Here is a 17,063-nt window from a genome sequence, read left to right as displayed (position 1 = left end):
GGTGGCCCTCCTATCGGGTCAGGCGGCCGAGTTGGTCGCGGGAAGGCCGGCCAGCTCGCGGACCTTGGCGACGGGGATCCGCCACCGGGCGCCGATACGGACGGCGGGGATGTCGCCGGAGGCGCAGGCGTTGCGCACGGCCCGGCCGGTCAGGTTGAGCAGTGGGGCAAGTTCGTCGGGGCTCATCCAGAGGCGGTCAGTCAAGTCGACGGTCACGTCGGCCTCCCATTCCGGTCGGTGGTGGTCACCGAGGTAGGAAGATTGTCGCGGACGGTCACTTGCGGAAGCAAGCCAAAACGGGGCAGACTGTCCACCGTTGTAGGAAGCGGATGGGCAACTGGTGCCGCTGGAATGGGTGGATTAGGAGGGGTGGACGGGTGCCACGACCGAACAAGCCGCGGAGCATCTCGGCTGAGCGCAACCTAGCCGCGCGGATCGCCACGGAGCGCGAAAAGCGCGGCTGGAACTACGAAGTCCTCGCCGATCACATGGCCCGAGTTGGGTGCGCGATGCACCCGTCGGCGCTTTACAAGATTGAGAAGGGCACTCCGGCGCGACGAATCACCGTCGACGAGCTGGTCGGCTTCTCGAAGGTGTTCGACAACTTCGATCTCAATCAGATGGTGGCTCTGGAACCGGACCTGGTCCGCGCGAGCGACCTGGTGCAGCTTCTGGCCTTGGCGTGGTCGCTCATGGACGACGCGCTCGAGGAGGCCGAGAAGGCGCGAGTCAAAGGCGTCGAGGTGGCCGAGGACCTGTTCAACCACATCCGGGACCACGACATCGACCCTGAGAGCGTCCTGGTCGAGCTGCGACGGATGGTCGGGCAACTGTTCTTCGCTGGCTTGTTGGCGGATCAGGCTGGGACGCCGAAGCCTGCGGTCCAACGGCTGATCGATCGTCTGGAAGCACTGAAGGGCGGCGAGCCGTCGTGACCGGCTCGCGTCGTCGACAAGCCGGTGAGGGCACCATCTCGGAGTACCGCACGGCGGCCGGTACCCGGTACCTGATCAAGGTGACCGTCACCATGGCCGACGGCACTCGGAAGCCTGTGCTGCGTCGCGGGTTCACGACGCGAAAGGCGGCGGCAGCGGGCATCCGGGACCTGCTGGCCAAGGGCGAAGCCCCAGGCGGCTACTCGGAGCCGTCAAAGATCACTGTCGGTCAGTATCTGGCCGAGTGGCTGGACGGTCTCCGGCTGGCGCCGTCGACGATGGCCAGCTATCGCAAGAACGCCCGGCTGCACCTGGAGCCGCGCATCGGCACGGTCCGGCTGGCCGCGCTCACCGGCTCCCGGCTGTCGGCGCTGTACCGGTCGCTGGAGGCCGACGGCCGCGCGGACGGGTCCGGGGGACTGTCGGCCCGGACGGTCCGCTACGTGGCGATGATCGTGCATAAGGCGATGAAGGACGCGGTCCGTCAGGGCCTCATCCCGGTGAACCCCGCCGACGTGGCCGACCCGCCCAGCGCCAAGGACGCCCGGCCACCGGAGATGGTGACCTGGTCGGCCGCCGAGCTGGGCACCTTCCTCGGATGGGCAGAGCAGCACGCAGACCCGGAGCAGCGGACCGCGTGGCTGGTGCTGGTGGCCACCGGGATGCGCCGCGGGGAGCTGCTGGCGTTGCGCTGGCGCGACGTCGACCTGGATGCCGGGGCGATCAGCGTCCGCCGGTCGGTCGGCACCATCAAGGTGAAGGGCCAGCCTCAGCAGCAGGTAGAGGGGCCGACGAAGACTGGCCGCGCCCGGGTGGTCGACATCGACCCGGCAACCGCCGCCCTGCTCCGATCGCACCGCACCCGGCGCGCCGGCCTGGCGTTCCAGCTCGGCGCCCAGGACGCGCTGGCGTTCGGCGACCTGGAGGGTCGGCACCGGCTGCCGGAGTCGGTGTCCCGGTCCTTCCGGGAGTCGGTCGCTCGGTGCATCCGGTGGCAGCTTGCGGAGGCCGCCAAGTCGGTCGCTCCGACCCAGGTGCACACCCTGCCGGTGATCCACCTGCACTCACTGCGGCACACGTCGGCCACGCTCCAGCTGGTGGCCGGCGTCCACCCGAAGATCGTCCAAGAGCGACTGGGCCACCAGACCATCAGCATCACGCTCGACACCTACTCGCACGCCCTGCCCACCATGCAGCGCGAGGCCGCGACGGCCCTCGGCGCACTGATCCACGGAGGATGACCTTGACCGAGTTCCGACCCGTCCCGTTCGACCCGGAAGAGAACGCAGCGGCGCTGGTGCGCAACGCTGCCGAGCAGCCCCAGCGGCTCCGCGAGCTGGCCGACCGGTTCGACCTGCTCGACGTCAGCAACGAGCTGGACGACATCCTCAAGGGCATCGCGGAGGGCGACCGATCGCCGGAGGCTCTGGCGCTCGGCCACGCCCTGGTGGCGTTCCTGCGCACGGTCCGGTGACCACCGGAGTATCACCGCGGTATCACCGGGCTCATTCTGCGCCCGCCGGCTCGATGTCTTCGCAGGTCACGCAGTGTCATGCTGAGTGTCCGAGGGGGGACTTGAACCCCCACGCCCTTGCGGGCACTAGCACCTCAAGCTAGCGCGTCTGCCATTCCGCCACCCGGACCGGTGTCCGCCGGGCTGATGGAACTCCGAGCCCGGCGACGCATCACTCTACTCGATCCGGCACGCCGATCTCACCACTCGGCGGCGTCCGATCGAGCGTTCGGTGGCGCCCGGGTGCAGGAGGCGATCGGAGCCGGTGTAGGAACGGCACATGTCTGACATCTCCCTCCCGCCGGCCGAGCAACTGTCCATCGCCGAGCAGGAGGTGGTGCAGCTGTGCAGCGAGCTCATCCAGATCGAGTCGGTGAACACCGGCGACCCGGCCACCGTCGGCGACGGTGAGGCTCGCGCCGCCCGGTACATCCAGGCCAAGCTGGAGGAGGTCGGGTACGAGACCACCTACGTCGAGTCCGCCCCCGGCCGCGGCAATCTGGTCGCCCGGCTGGCCGGCGCCGACCCGTCCCGCGGTGCGCTGCTGGTGCACGGGCACGTCGACGTGGTCCCGGCTGATCCGGCCGAGTGGACGGTGCACCCGTTCTCCGGCGCCGTCCAGGACGGCTACGTCTGGGGCCGCGGCGCGGTCGACATGAAGGACATGGTCGCCATGACCATCGCCGTGGCTCGCGAGTTCAAGCGCTCCGGCGTCGTGCCGCCGCGGGACCTGATCTTCGCGTTCATGTCCGACGAGGAGGCCGGTGGGCTCGTCGGCTCGCAGTGGCTGGTCGACCACCATCCGGAGCTCTTCGACGGCGCCACCGAGGCGATCTCCGAGGTCGGTGGATTCTCCGTCTCGCTCGACGAGACCCGTCGCGCCTACCTGGTCGCCGCGGCCGAGAAGGGCGTCGGCTGGGCCACCCTGCGGGCCCGCGGCACGGCCGGACACGGCTCCATGCGGCATGACGACAATGCGGTCACCCGGGTGGCCGCGGCGGTGGCCCGCCTCGGCGCGCACCGGTTCCCGATCACCCGCACCGCCACGGTCGACGCGTTGCTGGCCTCGATCACCGAGCTGACCGGGTTTGAGTTCCCCGACGAGGACCTCGAGGGTGCGGTGGCCAAGCTCGGCCCGATCGCCCGCATGATCAACGCCACCCTGCGCAACACCGCCAACCCGACCATGCTCAAGGCCGGGTACAAGGCGAACGTCATCCCGTCCACCGCTGAAGCCGTCGTCGACTGCCGGGTGCTGCCCGGTTCGGAGGACGGTTTCCGCGAGCAGGTGGCGGAGCTGGCCGGCGACGACATCGACATCGAGTGGGTGTGGCTGCCGCCGCTGGAGTTCCCGTTCGAGGGTGACCTGGTCGGCGCCATGCAGGCCGCGGTCCGGGCCGAGGACGAGGGCGGCGTCACCGTTCCGTACATGCTCTCCGGCGCCACCGACAACAAGGCCTTCGCCCGGCTCGGCGTGGCCGGGTACGGCTTCGCTCCCTTGCGGCTACCGGCCGACCTGGACTTCTCCGGGCTCTTCCACGGCGTGGACGAGCGGGTCCCGGTCGACTCGCTGCAGTTCGGCGTCCGGGTGTTGGACCGGCTGCTGCGCACCTGCTGACGTCAGCTGCGCACCTGCGGGACATGGCGGCGAGGGCGCGGCGGTGCATCTGAGGCGGACGCGCCCAGATCTGCGCCCGGAACGTGCATTCGCGCCTTCAATTGACGGCGCAGATGCACAACCACGGCGCAGGTGTGCCGCAGACCCGCGTCAGCTGCGCACCTGCAACCGCACGCGCCATGGACCGGGCGCAGCCGCGGCGCGGACGCACATTCACGGCGCAGCTGTGACGACCCCGTCCCAGGTGCGCCCGGGATGCGCACCCGCGCCCGGAATTCGCGGCGCGGATGCGCACGCCGGGCGCGGCTGAGCGGAACGCGGCCGCGCTGCGCCCGCACTGTGCACCTGCGCCCTCGATCGAGCCCCGCCTCAGCTGCCCGGCCACACCAACCGGACCAGCGCGGTGGTCGCGGCGGCGAGCACCAGCACCACCAGGAACGGCCACCGCCGCCACACCGCGAACCCGGCCACGGCGACGCCGGCGATCCGGGCGTCGAACACCAGCCGCCCGCCGTCGGTGATGGTCTGCACCGCGACCAGCGCGGCGAGCAGCACCACCGGGAGCAGCGCGGCGATGCGCTGCACCCGGACGTTGGCCAGCACGGACGCCGGCAGCGACAGTCCGGCCAACTTCAGCAGGTAGCAGCCGATCGAGCCGACCAGCACGCCGATCCAGAGGGTCATCGGAGGGCATCCTGTCCGGCGAGCCGGTTAGGCACCCAGCCCACGACCACGCCGACCAGCGCGGCCAGCAACACCGGGATGCCGACGGGGACGAACGGGCTGGCCGCCACCGCTACCGCGGCGGCCAGCAGCGCCACCACCACCGGCCCGCCGTGGCGCAACCGGGGCGCCAGCAGGGCCAGGAAGGCGGCGGGCACGGCGGCGTCCAGGCCCAGCACGGTCGGGGCGGGCAGCCACTCCGCGCCCAGCGCCCCGATCAGCGTGCCCAGGTTCCACAGCGTGAACAGTGCGATCCCGGTGGCGAAGAACCCGAACCGGCCGGCCCGGTCGGCCAGCTCGGGGCGTCCGGCGTCCACGGCCTCCTGCTGACCGGCCAGCGCCATCGCGGTGGTCTCGTCGATGACCAACTGGGCGACGGCGGGTCGTCGCCAGCCGCCGGCCCGCAGCAGCGGCGCCATCCGCAGGCCGTACAGACCGTTCCGGACGCCGAGCAGCACGGCGGTGAGCGCCCCGGCCAGCGGGGCACCGCCGCCGGCGACCACGCCGACCAGCCCGAACTGACTGCCACCACTGAACATCACCGCGGACAGCGCCACGGTCTGCCAGACGTCCAGGCCGCTGGCCACCGAGATGGCGCCGAACGACACCGCGTAGGCGCCGGTGGCCAGAGCGATGCCGAACGCGTCCCGTCGCAGCCGGGTGCGGATCGGCGACCAGGCTGCCAGCGCGGCGGACGGGGGTCGCGGATCGGAGGAGGCGTCGTCGCTGGGCACGGCAGCAGACCGTAGTCCGGGTGCACGATCGACAGGCACAATCAACCCGGTCCGTGATCGGCCGCGTCGCCCGAGCGTTCCTCGGCTGCGCCCTGCACGGCCCGTCCTTGCCCCGTCGACCGGAGGTGATCCGCCCTCGTGCTGTCCTCGCGCCCCGGTGCCCAGCCCCGCTCAACCTCCCTGACCGCCGTTCCCGGGCCGAGCGCCTCGGCTGCCGGCGCCTGGCCGCCCGCCCGCGGGCGCATCCACGACACCCCGGCGGACGGGTACGAGTACCAGCCGTTGCGGATCGCGGCCGACATGTCCCGCTCCGCAGCCGCCGGGATGCTCGCCCTGCGCGCCGAGTTCACCGGCTGGGAGCTGGCCCGTGTGCTGCGCTACCCGGACGGCAGCCGGCAGGTGTGGCTGCGGCGCAAGCCCAGTCCCGGAGGTCTGCTGCCCGACGTCACACCCTGACCGGCGGGCGCGCGGGTTCGGCGGCCGACCGGTCGGGAACTGTCGTCGGCATGACCGAGTCCGTGCTGCCGCAGACCCGTCTGCCCGAGACCCGGTCCGCCTGCCCGGTCGACCACACCGCGCTGCTGCTCCGGTCCGGCTACGACTTCGCCGATCGCATCGGTTCGCGACCGGAGGTCACCGCGGTGCCGATCCGGTTGCTCGGTCGTCGAGCCGTGGTCGTCGGCGGTCCGGGTGGTGTCGAGCTGTTCTACGACGGTGACCGGGTCCGCCGGACCGGCGCCACCCCGCAGCCGATCCGGGGCACCCTGTTCGGTCGCGGCGCGGTGCACGGCCTGGACGACGAGCCGCACCGGCACCGCAAGTCGCTCTTCGTGCAGGCGGTCGAACCGGACCGGGTCGACGCGCTGGCCGGTCTGGTCAGCCGCAGCTGGGCCGAGGCGCTGACCGCCGGGGGCCGGGTCACGGTCTACGACACCGCGGTCGAGGTGTTCGGCGTCGCGGTGCAGCGGTGGGCAGGGTTGCCGTTCGCCGAGGCGCGGCTGCGCGCGCACGCCCGCGACATGGCGATCGTGGTCGACGGTTTCGGTTCGATCGGGCCCCGTGGGGCGCGCGCGTACGCGGCCCGCCGGCGCAGCGACCGGTGGGCGCGCTCGGCGGTGCGGGCGGCTCGTGCCGGCCGGTTCCCGGTCCCGGACGGCAGTGCGCTGGCCACGGTGCTGGACCATCGGGACGGGCAGGAACGGCCGCTGCCGGAACGCACCGCCGCGGTCGAGCTGCTCAACATCATGCGGCCGACGGTGGCGGTCGCCTGGTACGCCGCGGCGGCCGTCGTGCAGTTGGACCGCCACCCGGACTGGCGCACCCGGATCGCCGACGAGGCCCGCGCCGCCGGGCCTGCCGACGCGTCGCGGGCGCTGCCCGGTCCGGTGGTGACCGCCTTCGCGCACGAGATCCGGCGCACCACCCCGTTCGTCCCGGTCCTGGCCGCCCGGACCCGGCGGCGGATGCAGGTCGGGCCGGTCACCGTCCCGGCCGGCCGGCGGATCATCCTGGACGTCTGGGGCACCCACATCAGTCGGGACGGCTGGGCGGATCCGGAGCGCTTCGACCCGGCGCGCTTCTTGAGCTTCCCGACCCGCAGCCAGTCCGGCTGGTTCGTGCCCCAGGGCGGCGACGCAATGCTCACCGGGCACCGGTGCCCCGGGGAGGGCATCACCGGGGCGCTGATCAGCCGGACCGCGATCGAGCTGGCCACCCGGAGCTGGGGGCTCCCGCCTCAGGACCTGACCGTCGATCACCGTCGGATGCCCACCCGTCCGCGCGATGGCGTGATCCTCCAGGTGACGGCATGACCGGCCGGTACAGTGAACGCCAGGTGAACAACAGGTGTGTGTTCGGGGAACGGAGGGGAGTCGGTCGATGGGTGCCACCGCACGTCCGGCGCTGCTGCTCCGACCGCTGCCGTCCTGGCTGCACCGCATCGTGGCCTGGTTCCGGGACGGTTACCCCGCTGCGGCGCCCCGCACCGGCTTCGTCCCGGCGCTGGCGTTGCTGCCGCGGCGGATGAGCGACGATCAGGCCGACGGGATCGCCGCAGCCGCACGAGCTTCCGGTCGCGAGGAGTTCAGCAGCGTCGACGTCGGGGTGCTGATCACCCGGCAGATCCAGGAGCTGCCCACCCCTGCCGACCTGCAGTGCGCATCGGACCGCTTGCGACACAGTGGCTTCCGCGTCAGCACCACGGTCTGACGCCCGTCCGGTCAGTCCGCGTCCAGGTCGTCGGCGCCGGCCTCCTGATCCCGTAGCAGTGCCGCCAACCGGGTCCGCCTGGGCACCGAGCCCACCTGCTGGACCGCCCGGGAGACCGCCGGTCCGGCCGCGTGCACGATCGACAGGTGCCGGCGGGCCCGGGTCAGCGCGGTGTAGACCAGTGGGCGGGACAGCATGGCGGACGCCTCGGGCGGCAGCACCGCCACCACGGCGTCCCACTCCGAACCCTGGGCCCGGTGCACGGTGATCGCCCAGCCGTGCAGCAGGTCGTTCAGCGCCTTGCCGGGCACCTCGGATTCGCCGCCGGTGAACGCGACCCGGACGACGTTGTCACCGGTGGCCACGACCGTGCCGACCTCGCCGTTGGCGTAGCCGGTCGGTTCCGCGTCGAGGTGGTTGGCCGTGGCCACCACCCGGTCACCGACCTGGAATCCCCGGACGGCGTGGCCGGCCTCGGCCGGCGGGTTCAGCCGCGCCTTGAGAGCCGCGTTCAGCGCCTGGGTCCCGGCCGGGCCCCGGTGCACCGGGGTGACCACCTGCAGCGCGTCGCCCGACGCGTCGAACACCCGGGGGATGGAGTCGGTGACCAGCTGCGTGACCCGGTGCGCCGCCTCGGCGGAGCCGGAGGTCGGCACCACCACGACCTCGTGGGTGGGGTCGTCGACCTTGGGCAGCACCCCGTCGCGGATCTCCGCGGCGAGCCGGGCGATGGCGCCGCCCTCGGTCTGCCGGTACAGCGTGCGCAGCTCGGTGACCGGCACGGCATCGCTGTCCAGCAGGTCGCCCAGCACCCGGCCCGGACCGATCGACGGCAGCTGCGCCGGATCGCCGACCAGCAGCAGATGAGTGCCGTCCCGCAGCGCGGACAGCAGCGCGGCCGCGATCTCCACGTCGAGCATGGACGCCTCGTCCACCACGACCAGGTCGGCCTCCACCGGGTTGTCCGCGTCGTGTTCGAACCCGGCTGCGCCGGAACGGTCGTCGCCCTCGTCGTCCCGGAACGACCGGCGGGCGCCGAGGAGTCGGTGCACCGTGCTGGCCTCGGCGCCGGTGAGCTCCTCCAGCCGCTTGGCGGCCCGACCGGTCGGCGCGGCCAGCGCGAACGACACGTCCACCTTGCGGCACAGGGCGACCACCGCGGCGACGGTCCGGCTCTTGCCGGTGCCCGGCCCGCCGGTGAGCACGCTGACCCCGTGGCCGGCCACCTGCCCGACCGCGCCGGCCTGCACCTCGTCCAGGTCGCCGGTGACGGCCTTGACGGCCCGGGCGCCGGCCAGGGATCGCGCGGTGCGGATGAGCCGCCGCACGCCGTCGGCCACGTCGGACTCGGCCCGGGCCAGCAGCGTGCGGGACAGCCAGGGTTCCCCGGCTCCCGCGCCGGTCGGGTCGGCCACCGGCGTGACCAGCTCGTCGGCGACGGCCGCCTCGACCGCGGCGACCGGATCCACACCGAACGGCCGGATGGCTGCCTCCACCTGCGACTGCGAGGTGACGGTGTGCCCGTCCCGGGTGAAGCGGGCCAGGGTCCAGTCGACCAGTGCGCGCCCCCGCCGCGGGTCGGTGCGCCGCACGTCGGCGTCCAGTGCCCGGGCCACCCGATCGGCCTGGGCGACCGTCGCCTCCGGCAGGGTCAGCAACCGCCACGGGTCGGCCCGCAACTCGGCAGCGGCGTCGTCGCCCAGGGCGTCGACCAGCCGCAGCGACCAGCGCGGCGGCAGCTCGTGGGGGATGAGGAGCTGGGCGACGGCCCAGAGGTGACCGGCGCCGACCCAGCTGTTGAGGAGTCGGTTGGCGCGCCGCTCGGTCATCTTCGGCAGTGCCGCGAGCCGGCCCGCGGACACCGTGCCGGGGCTGGTGACGCCCACCCCGGCCAGCTGGCCGGCCAGCGCCGGGCCGACGCCCGGCCACAGTCCGGCCGCGCAGAACTCGGCGAACACGTCCGCCGCGGAAGCAGGTCGACCGTCCGCCTGCGGACCGGACGTCACGGCACCAGCACGGTCAGGCCGGCCACGTCCGGTCGGCCGCCCAGCGCGGCCAGTGCCGTCGGCGCCTCCGTCAACGGCGCGACCGTGCCGACCAGCAGGGTGGGATCGAGGCTGCCGTCGGCGATCTCGGCCAGCATGGCCGGATAGTCGCCGGCGGCCATGCCGTGTGACCCGAACAGCTGCAGCTCCCAGGCGATGACGCGGTCCATCGGCACCGCCGGGGCGGCGTGCTCGCCGAGCAGCAGCCCGGCCTGCACGTGCCGGCCGCGGCGGCCCAGCGACAGCACCGAGGCGGCGAGCACGTCCGGCCGGCCGATCGCGTCGACGGCCACTGCCACACCGTCGCCACCGGCGAGACTGCGCACCTGCTCAGCGATCTCGTGCGCCCTGCCCAGTCGGCCCGGATCGACCGCGGCGATCGCGCCGAAGCGGACGGCGGCCTCCCGGGCCACCGGCGCGGGATCGACGGCGATCACCGTCGCACCCGCCGCGACGGCGATCATCACGGCGGACAGGCCGAGGCCGCCGCAGCCGTACACCGCCACGGTGTCGCCCGCCCGGACGGCTCCGTGGTGCCGGACGGCGCGGTGAGCAGTGGCGAACCGGCAGCCCAAGGCCGCCGCCGCGGTGTCGGCGATGCCGTCGGGCACCGGCACCAGGTTGACGTCGGCGTGGTGCACGACGACCCGGTCGGCGAACGACCCCCAGTGCGTGAACCCCGGCTGCGTCTGCCGTCGGCACACCTGCTGCTGGCCGGTCCGGCACGCCGGGCACGACCCGCACGCGTACACGAACGGCGCCGTGACCCGGTCGCCGACCACCCAGCCGGTGACCTGCTCGCCGAGTTGCACCAGCACACCGGCGAACTCGTGGCCGGGCACGTGCGGCAGCCGCACATCGCGGTCGTGCCCCAGCCAGGCGTGCCAGTCCGATCGGCACACGCCGGTCGCCGTCACCTCGACGACCGCCCCGTCCGGCGGACACTCCGGTTCGGGGACCTCCGCCACCCGCGGCAGCTCCCCGTACTCCTCGATCAGGATCGCGCGCACGGCTGGATCAGGCCCGCAGCAGGGCCTTGATCGACCGACGCTCGTGCATGGCCGAGTACCCGTCGGCCACCTGGGCCAGCGGCAGTTCCAGGTCGAACACCGGGGAAGGATCCAGCGAGCCGTCGAGCGTCTCGGCCAGCAGGTCGGGCAGGTAGGCGCGGACCGGCGCGATGCCGCCGGCCACGGTGACGTTCTTGTTGAACAGCGGCCGCACCGGCAGACCCTCGGTCACGCCGGTGGGGACGCCGACGTAGCCGATGGTGCCGCCCGGCCGGACGATGTCCATGGCCGTGCGCCACGCGGCCTGCTCGCCGACGCACTCGGCCACCGAGGCGAAGCCGTTGCCGCCGGTGAGCTCGGCGGCCTGCTCGGTGGCCGCGTCGCCGCGCTCGCGGATGACGTCGGTGACACCGAACGTCCTGGCCACCGCGATGCGGTCCTCGTGCCGGCCGAACAGCACGATCCGCTCGGCGCCCAGCCGCTTGGCCGCCAGCACCGCCGACAGGCCGACGGCACCGTCGCCGATGACCGCGACGGTCGATCCGGCGCCCACGCCGGCCTTGACGACCGCGTGGTGCCCGGTGCCCATCACATCGCTGAGGGTGAGCAGCGCCGGCAGCAGCTCGGAGTGCTCTTCGACCGGCGCCGCGACCAGCGTGCCGTCGGCCTGCGGCACCCGGACGTACTCGCCCTGGCCGCCGTCGACCAGACCGCCGTCGCCCTGGGCTCCCCACCCGCCGCCGTGCCGGCAGGAGGTCTGCAGGCCCGCGGCGCAGAAGTCGCAGCTGCCGTCGCTCCAGACGAACGGTGCGATGACCAGCTGGCCGGGCTTGATCGAGCCGACCGCCGATCCCACCTCCTCGACCACGCCGACGAACTCGTGACCGATCCGGGTCGGGCCGGACGGCGGGGGAGTGGTGGCCCGGTAGCGCCACAGGTCACTGCCGCAGACGCAGGCGACGACCACCCGGACGAGTGCGTCGGAGGGGGCGATCAGCACCGGGTCGGGGACCTCCTCGAATCGGACGTCCTCGGGGCCGTGCCAGACCGTCGCGCGCATGCGGACTCCTTCTTCTCGCTCGCTCTTGTTGCTCGCTCTGCCTCGCCGGGCTGCGGGATGCCAGCCGTGCAGTCTGCCGTGCCGGCGCGGGTCAGTGCGCCGGACCCCCGCTGACCTCGTCGAGCGCGGCGACGATCTCCGGTGGCAGCACGGTGGCGTCGGCGGCGAGCACCGCGTCGAGCTGGGGGGCGGTACGGGCGCCGGCGATGGCCGTGGCCACCCCCGGACGGTCCCGAGCCCAGGCCAGGGCCACGGTGAGCGGGGCCAGGCCCAGACCCTGGGCCGCGGTGACGACCGCGTCCACCACCCGGTCGGCGCCCGGCGCGCGGTGCCGGTTCACGTACCGGGCGAACGATGACGAGGCGCCGCGGGAGTCGGCCGGTGTGCCGTGCCGGTACTTGCCGGTGAGCACGCCACGGCCGAGCGGTGCCCAGGCCAGCACGCCCAGCCCGAGGGCGGCCGCCGCCGGCAGCACCGACTCCTCCGGGCTCCGTTCCAGCAGCGAGTACTCCACCTCGGCGCTGACCAGCGGACCGCCCTGGGCGCCCGCCCAGCCGGCCACCGCGGCCAGCTCCCACCCGGTGCACCCGGAGATGCCGACATAGCCGGCTCGGCCGGTCCGGACCGCCAGCTCGAGCGCTGACACTGTCTCCTCCAGCGGCGTGCCGGTGTCGAAGCCGTGCACCTGCCAGAGGTCGACCGAGTCGGTGCCCAGCCGGCGCAGCGACTCGTCCAGGGCGGTGATGAGCGCGCGTCGTCCGCCACCCACGCCGACGGTGGTCGCGGCGAGCACCACCTGGGCCCGCCGGGCCACGTCGGGCAGCAGCGTGCCGAGCATCCGCTCGGCGTCCCCGTCGCCGTACACGTTGGCCGTGTCCACCAGGGTGCCGCCCGCGGCCACGAAGGCGGCCAGCTGGGCGGCGGCGTCATCGGTGTCGGTGCCCCGGCCCCAGCCCATGGTGCCCAGGCCGAGCCGGGACACGATCAATCCGCTGCGTCCCACCCGCCGTGCCTCCATGAGCTGCGACCCTACGGGCCGGCGGCGCCTCGCCCGTCCCGGACCCGCGGGCGAGTAGCGTGACGCCCCGGTCACCCTCTGTCGGGTCGGTTCCGCGGGCCGCAGGTGCGTCGGACCGGGAACGAAAGGTCCTCACGCACGCATGACCCTGCTGCAGGCGATCATCCTGGGCGTCGTGGAGGGACTCACCGAGTTCCTCCCGGTCTCCTCCACCGGTCACCAGACCATCGTCGCCAAGATGATGGGACTGACCATCGACGACCCGTCGATCACCTCGTTCATCGCGGTCATCCAGGTCGGCGCGATCGCCGCGTTGATCATCTACCTGCGCAAGGACATCATCCGGCTGGCCCGGGCCTGGTTCCGCGGTCTGTTCCGGGCCGAGCACCGCGCCGACATCGACCACCGGCTGGCCTGGCTGACCATCGCCGGCTCGGTGCCGATCGTGCTGGCCGGGGTGCTGGGCCGGGACCTGATCAAGGGGCCGCTGCGTTCGCTGTGGGTCGTGGCCATCGGGTTGATCGTCTGGGGCATCGTCATGTGGATCGCCGAGGGCGTGGCCAAGCAGACCCGGGCCGAGCGTGATCTGACCCTGCGAGACGTGCTGATCATCGGCGCCGCGCAGGCGCTGGCCCTGATCCCCGGGGTGTCCCGGTCCGGGGCGACCATCTCGGCCGGCCTCATGCTCGGCTACCGCCGGGCCGAAGTGACCCGGCTGGGCTTCCTGCTCGGGATCCCGGCGCTGGCCGGCGCCGCGGTGCTGGAGACCCCGGACGCCCTCTCCGGCGGGGTCGGTTGGGTGCCCACGCTGGTCGGCACGGTGGTCAGTTTCGTGGTGGCGTACTTCTCGGTGGCGTGGATGCTCCGGTTCGTCGCCCGGCACACGATCCGGGTCTTCGTCTGGTACCGCTGGGCACTGGGCGTCGGGCTCGTCGTCGCGTTGTCAGCCGGCTGGCTGAGCGCCACCTGAGCGGTCCTGCCCGACCGCCGCACGCGGATGGCGGACCCACCGCCGGACCTCCGCTGCCCGCTGCGGTGATCGACGGGCAGACTGGACGCCGACGCGCCGCGGCCGCCGGGCCTCAGGCGACGCGACGAGAGGACGGGTGGAGCAGCGTGAGCAGTCGACCGGAGGAGAACGGGCGGGCTGCGGCCGTACCGACGCCCGTGCCGGTGACCACCGTCCTGTTGCTGCGACACGGCCGGTCCACCGCGAACACGGCCGGGGTGCTGGCCGGACGGACACCCGGTGTGGACCTGGACGACGTCGGCCGCGAGCAGGCGGCCCGGGTGGTGACGCGGCTGGCGAGCGTGCCGCTGCACGCGCTGGTGACCTCGCCGCTGCAGCGCTGCCGGCAGACCATCGCCCCGCTGGCCGAGGCCACCGGCCTGCCCATCACGGTCGACGAGCGCCTGGCCGAGGTCGACTACGGCTCCTGGTCCGGACGGCCGCTCAAGGACCTGGTCAAGGAGGAGATGTGGCGCACGGTGCAGCAGCACCCGTCGGCCGCGGTCTTTCCCGGCGGCGAGGGCCTGGCCGAGGTGTCCAGCCGAGCGGTCCGCGCGGTGCGCCAGTGGGCGGGCGGACCCGGCACCGAGCCCGACGCGCTGCCGGTGACCTCGTCCACGGCCGACCGGGACGCCGAGGCGGGACACACCATCGTGCTGTGCTCGCACGGCGACGTGATCAAGGCGATCCTGGCCGATGCGCTCGGCATGCACCTGGACTGCTTCCAGCGGATCGTGGTCGGACCGGCCTCCATCTCGGTGATCCGCTACACGCCGCTGCGGCCGTTCGTCGAGCGGATCAACGACACCGGCGACCTGGCCGCCGAGCTGCGTCCGGCTCCGGCCACCGCGCCGCCGGGAGCCGGCGGTGCCGACGGGCAGACCCCGACGCTCGATCCGGCGACCGCGGCCTCCGAGGCGGTGCCCGGCGGCGTCACCCGGTGAGCCGGGGTCGTTCCTCGATGAGCACGTACTGATGCACGACTAGGGTGGGGCGGTCATGGCTCGTCAGATCCACATCTTCAGGTCGCCCGAGCGGTTCCTCGCCGGGACGATCGGTCAACCCGGCGAACGGGAGTTCTACCTGCAGGTCGTCGACGGCCGTCGGGTGCTGTCCGTCTCGTGCGAGAAGCAACAGGTCGCGGTGCTGGCCGACCGGCTCGGCTCGCTGATCACCGAGGTGGAGCGCCGCTTCGGCGCCGCTCCGACGCCCGCCCCGGTCGAGACCCCCGGTCCTGATCTGGGCACTCTGACCACCCCGGTCGACGCCGAGTTCCGGGTCGGCACCATGGGGCTGGCCTGGGACGGCGAAGGTGCCCAGGTGATCGTCGAGCTGTTGGCCCTCTCCGAGGAGGAGGTCGGCGAGGACATCGTCCTGGAGGACCGGGAGGACGGGCCGGACGCGCTGCGAGTCTTCCTGTCGCTGGACGAGGCGCTGCAGTTCGCCCGGCACGCCGAGCGGATCGTCGCCGCGGGTCGTCCGCCGTGTCCGTTGTGCGGCAACCCGCTGGACCCCGACGGACACGTCTGTCCGCGACTGAACGGGTACCACCGCGGACTCGGTGGCTGACCGGGTGCCCGGCGGGAACACCGACGGGCGGCAGCGGTTCGACCGGGTGCCGGAGGCGCCGTCCGAGGACGTCCGCCGCCTGCTCACCGAGGGCGACCTGGACATCACCGGGCGGCTGTCCGACGCCTCGAACGTCACGCTGCTGGCCACCGCGTCGCTGGACGGGCAGAGCGTCCAGTGCATCTACAAACCGGTGCGCGGCGAGCGGCCGCTGTGGGACTTCCCGGACGGGACGCTGGCCGAGCGTGAGTACGCCTCGTACCTGCTGTCCGAGGCGGCCGGCTGGCACTGTGTGCCGCTCACCCTGCTGCGGCCCGGACCGCTCGGGGCGGGCATGGTCCAGGTGTGGATCGAGGACGCCGATCCCGACCTGGTGGTCGACCTCCTGCCGGTCAAGCGGGTGCCGGCCGACTGGATCTCGGTGTTCCGGGCCGTCGACTACTCCGGGGACGACGTCGCCGTGGCGCACGCCGACGAGCCGCGACTCGCCGTGCTGGCCGGGTTCGACGCCGTGGCCAACAACGCCGACCGCAAGGGCTCGCACATCCTGCCCACCGCGGACGGTCGCATCTACGGCGTCGACCACGGCCTGTGCCTGCACCAGGAGGACAAGCTGCGGACCATCCTGTGGGGGTTCGCCGGACGGAAGCTGCCCGCCGCGGTCGCCGACGGACTGGAGCGCCTCTCGACGGAGCTGGACGGAACGCTGGGGGAGCAGCTCGACGAGCTGATCACCACCGCGGAACGGCGGGCGCTCGACCGACGCCTGCACCAGCTGCTGCAGACGCGCCGGTTCCCGAAGCCGCCGGGGCACCGGAACCCGATCCCGTGGCCGCCGCTGTGAGCGGTCCGGGTGGCCTGGGACGCCGGGTCACCGGCGCGCTGAGTGGACTCACCCGGGCGCTGACCCACACCAGCGCGGCGCTGGCCGCCGATCTGGGCAGCGCGCTCGCCCGGGCCGGAGAGGCCGTCGGTGAGCTGGCCGGCCGCGACCGGGAACCGGGAGTGCTGCGCCTGCGGGTGCTCATCCTGTCCGACGAGCGCGGCCGGCCGCTGACCAGTGAGGCGAAGGTCCGGCCCGCTCTGGACCGGGCCGAGACGGTGCTGCGCGCGGAAGCCGGGATCCGCACCCGGGTGCTGTCGGTGGACACCATCACCGAGCCGGCGCCGGCCGAGGCGCTGGACCCGCACGCCAACCGCCGGCTGCTGCTGGACGACGTGCTGCTGGGACGGACCGCCTGGTACCACCGGCACCTGGACGAGTACGCGGACCCGGACACGGTCGGGGCGCCGGTGACGGTGATCGTGGTCCGGCAGATCACCGGGCGGACCACCGGGTGTTCGCTCGGCGTCAACGCCGACTGGGTCATCGTGCAGGCGTCGCTGTTCGACCGGGCCCGGGACCACACGTACGACGAGACGGTGCTGGTCCATGAGCTGGGCCACGCGCTGAACCTGCCGCACACCCGGGACCGGGAGAACCTGATGTTCCCCTCGTCCTCACCACCGCGGGACGTCCGCGGCACCCGCCTGCAGCGGTGGCAGGCCGCGGTCGTGCAGTCGAACCGGCACGTGGTGCCGGGGCGTCCGGTGCGCGGGTGAAGGCGCCGGAGATCGCCCA

19 protein-coding genes and 1 tRNA gene are annotated in these 17,063 nt (G+C 73.3%); 12 read left to right on the top strand and 8 right to left on the bottom strand.

Annotated features, from left to right (window positions below; translation table 11 throughout):
- Positions 1-18 precede the first annotated feature (18 nt).
- Entirely contained in the window at positions 19-216 is a 198-nt protein-coding gene (locus JL106_RS02175; protein WP_205259040.1) for a helix-turn-helix domain-containing protein, read from the bottom strand.
- Positions 217-377: 161 nt separating this feature from the next.
- Between JL106_RS02175 and JL106_RS02170 the strand changes: the two genes are divergently transcribed.
- From JL106_RS02170 to JL106_RS02160, 3 genes are read left to right on the top strand one after another with little or no spacing between them, the layout of a single operon-like run.
- On the top strand, positions 378-935 hold the full coding sequence (locus JL106_RS02170) for a helix-turn-helix domain-containing protein (protein ID WP_205259039.1): 558 nt from the start codon (positions 378-380) through the stop codon (positions 933-935).
- Complete coding sequence (locus tag JL106_RS21870) at positions 932-2,176, top strand: tyrosine-type recombinase/integrase (RefSeq protein ID WP_205259038.1); 1,245 nt, start codon at positions 932-934, stop codon at positions 2,174-2,176. The genes JL106_RS02170 and JL106_RS21870 overlap by 4 nt, the downstream gene beginning before the upstream one ends.
- 2 nt (positions 2,177-2,178) lie before the next feature.
- Positions 2,179-2,409, top strand: a complete 231-nt coding sequence (locus JL106_RS02160) for a hypothetical protein (RefSeq protein ID WP_205259037.1) — start codon at positions 2,179-2,181, stop codon at positions 2,407-2,409.
- A gap of 86 nt (positions 2,410-2,495) precedes the next feature.
- Here JL106_RS02160 and JL106_RS02155 read toward each other — a convergent pair.
- A tRNA-Leu gene (locus JL106_RS02155) sits at positions 2,496-2,578 on the bottom strand.
- Positions 2,579-2,728: 150 nt separating this feature from the next.
- On the opposite strand from JL106_RS02155, the gene JL106_RS02150 reads away from it, so the two are divergent.
- Positions 2,729-4,066 (top strand): M20/M25/M40 family metallo-hydrolase, encoded by a 1,338-nt coding sequence (locus JL106_RS02150; RefSeq protein ID WP_205259036.1) that lies wholly within the window; start codon positions 2,729-2,731, stop codon positions 4,064-4,066.
- Between the two features lie 369 nt (positions 4,067-4,435).
- Here JL106_RS02150 and JL106_RS02145 read toward each other — a convergent pair whose 3' ends face one another.
- On the bottom strand, positions 4,436-4,750 hold the full coding sequence (locus tag JL106_RS02145; protein ID WP_205259035.1) for an AzlD domain-containing protein: 315 nt from the start codon (positions 4,748-4,750) through the stop codon (positions 4,436-4,438).
- Positions 4,747-5,523: an AzlC family ABC transporter permease gene (locus JL106_RS02140; RefSeq protein ID WP_328841036.1), complete on the bottom strand. Its 777-nt coding sequence runs from the start codon at positions 5,521-5,523 to the stop codon at positions 4,747-4,749. The genes JL106_RS02145 and JL106_RS02140 overlap by 4 nt, the downstream gene beginning before the upstream one ends.
- A gap of 138 nt (positions 5,524-5,661) precedes the next feature.
- Between JL106_RS02140 and JL106_RS21465 the strand changes: the two genes are divergently transcribed.
- From JL106_RS21465 to JL106_RS02125, 3 genes are all read left to right on the top strand, one after another.
- Complete coding sequence (locus JL106_RS21465) at positions 5,662-5,979, top strand: DUF5703 family protein (protein WP_205259158.1); 318 nt, start codon at positions 5,662-5,664, stop codon at positions 5,977-5,979.
- A 50-nt stretch (positions 5,980-6,029) separates the two neighbouring features.
- Positions 6,030-7,334, top strand: a complete 1,305-nt coding sequence (locus JL106_RS02130; RefSeq protein ID WP_205259034.1) for a cytochrome P450 — start codon at positions 6,030-6,032, stop codon at positions 7,332-7,334.
- 67 nt (positions 7,335-7,401) lie between these two features.
- Complete coding sequence (locus JL106_RS02125) at positions 7,402-7,731, top strand: DUF3349 domain-containing protein (RefSeq protein WP_205259033.1); 330 nt, start codon at positions 7,402-7,404, stop codon at positions 7,729-7,731.
- An 11-nt stretch (positions 7,732-7,742) separates the two neighbouring features.
- Here the strand turns inward: JL106_RS02125 and JL106_RS02120 are convergent, their stop codons facing one another.
- The 4 genes from JL106_RS02120 to JL106_RS02105 form a co-directional block, all read right to left on the bottom strand.
- Positions 7,743-9,737 carry an AAA family ATPase gene (locus JL106_RS02120; RefSeq protein ID WP_205259032.1) on the bottom strand — a complete coding sequence of 665 codons (1,995 nt, stop codon included), beginning with the start codon at positions 9,735-9,737 and terminating at the stop codon, positions 7,743-7,745.
- On the bottom strand, positions 9,734-10,786 hold the full coding sequence (locus JL106_RS02115; RefSeq protein ID WP_205259031.1) for an alcohol dehydrogenase catalytic domain-containing protein: 1,053 nt from the start codon (positions 10,784-10,786) through the stop codon (positions 9,734-9,736). The genes JL106_RS02120 and JL106_RS02115 overlap by 4 nt, the downstream gene beginning before the upstream one ends.
- 7 nt (positions 10,787-10,793) lie before the next feature.
- On the bottom strand, positions 10,794-11,846 hold the full coding sequence (locus JL106_RS02110) for a zinc-binding dehydrogenase (protein ID WP_205259030.1): 1,053 nt from the start codon (positions 11,844-11,846) through the stop codon (positions 10,794-10,796).
- Positions 11,847-11,937: 91 nt separating this feature from the next.
- On the bottom strand, positions 11,938-12,864 hold the full coding sequence (locus JL106_RS02105) for an aldo/keto reductase (protein ID WP_205259029.1): 927 nt from the start codon (positions 12,862-12,864) through the stop codon (positions 11,938-11,940).
- Between the two features lie 142 nt (positions 12,865-13,006).
- Between JL106_RS02105 and JL106_RS02100 the strand changes: the two genes are divergently transcribed.
- From JL106_RS02100 to JL106_RS21865, 5 genes are all read left to right on the top strand, one after another.
- Positions 13,007-13,834, top strand: a complete 828-nt coding sequence (locus tag JL106_RS02100) for an undecaprenyl-diphosphate phosphatase (protein WP_205259028.1) — start codon at positions 13,007-13,009, stop codon at positions 13,832-13,834.
- A gap of 203 nt (positions 13,835-14,037) precedes the next feature.
- Entirely contained in the window at positions 14,038-14,817 is a 780-nt protein-coding gene (locus JL106_RS02095) for a histidine phosphatase family protein (RefSeq protein ID WP_205259149.1), read from the top strand.
- Between the two features lie 55 nt (positions 14,818-14,872).
- Entirely contained in the window at positions 14,873-15,442 is a 570-nt protein-coding gene (locus JL106_RS02090; RefSeq protein WP_205259027.1) for a DUF3090 domain-containing protein, read from the top strand.
- Positions 15,443-15,488: 46 nt separating this feature from the next.
- Positions 15,489-16,286, top strand: a complete 798-nt coding sequence (locus tag JL106_RS02085; RefSeq protein ID WP_205259148.1) for an SCO1664 family protein — start codon at positions 15,489-15,491, stop codon at positions 16,284-16,286.
- Positions 16,283-17,044, top strand: coding sequence for a matrixin family metalloprotease (locus tag JL106_RS21865; RefSeq protein WP_205259026.1), 762 nt, complete (start codon positions 16,283-16,285; stop codon positions 17,042-17,044). Before JL106_RS02085 ends, JL106_RS21865 begins: the two co-directional genes overlap by 4 nt.
- Positions 17,045-17,063 lie beyond the last annotated feature (19 nt).

This window comes from Nakamurella leprariae (assembly GCF_016918035.1).
Classification (GTDB): Bacteria; Actinomycetota; Actinomycetes; order Mycobacteriales; family Nakamurellaceae; genus Nakamurella; species Nakamurella leprariae.
The sequence above is the reverse complement of the archived record's forward strand: the minus strand, read 5'-3'. Positions and strand labels throughout refer to the sequence as shown.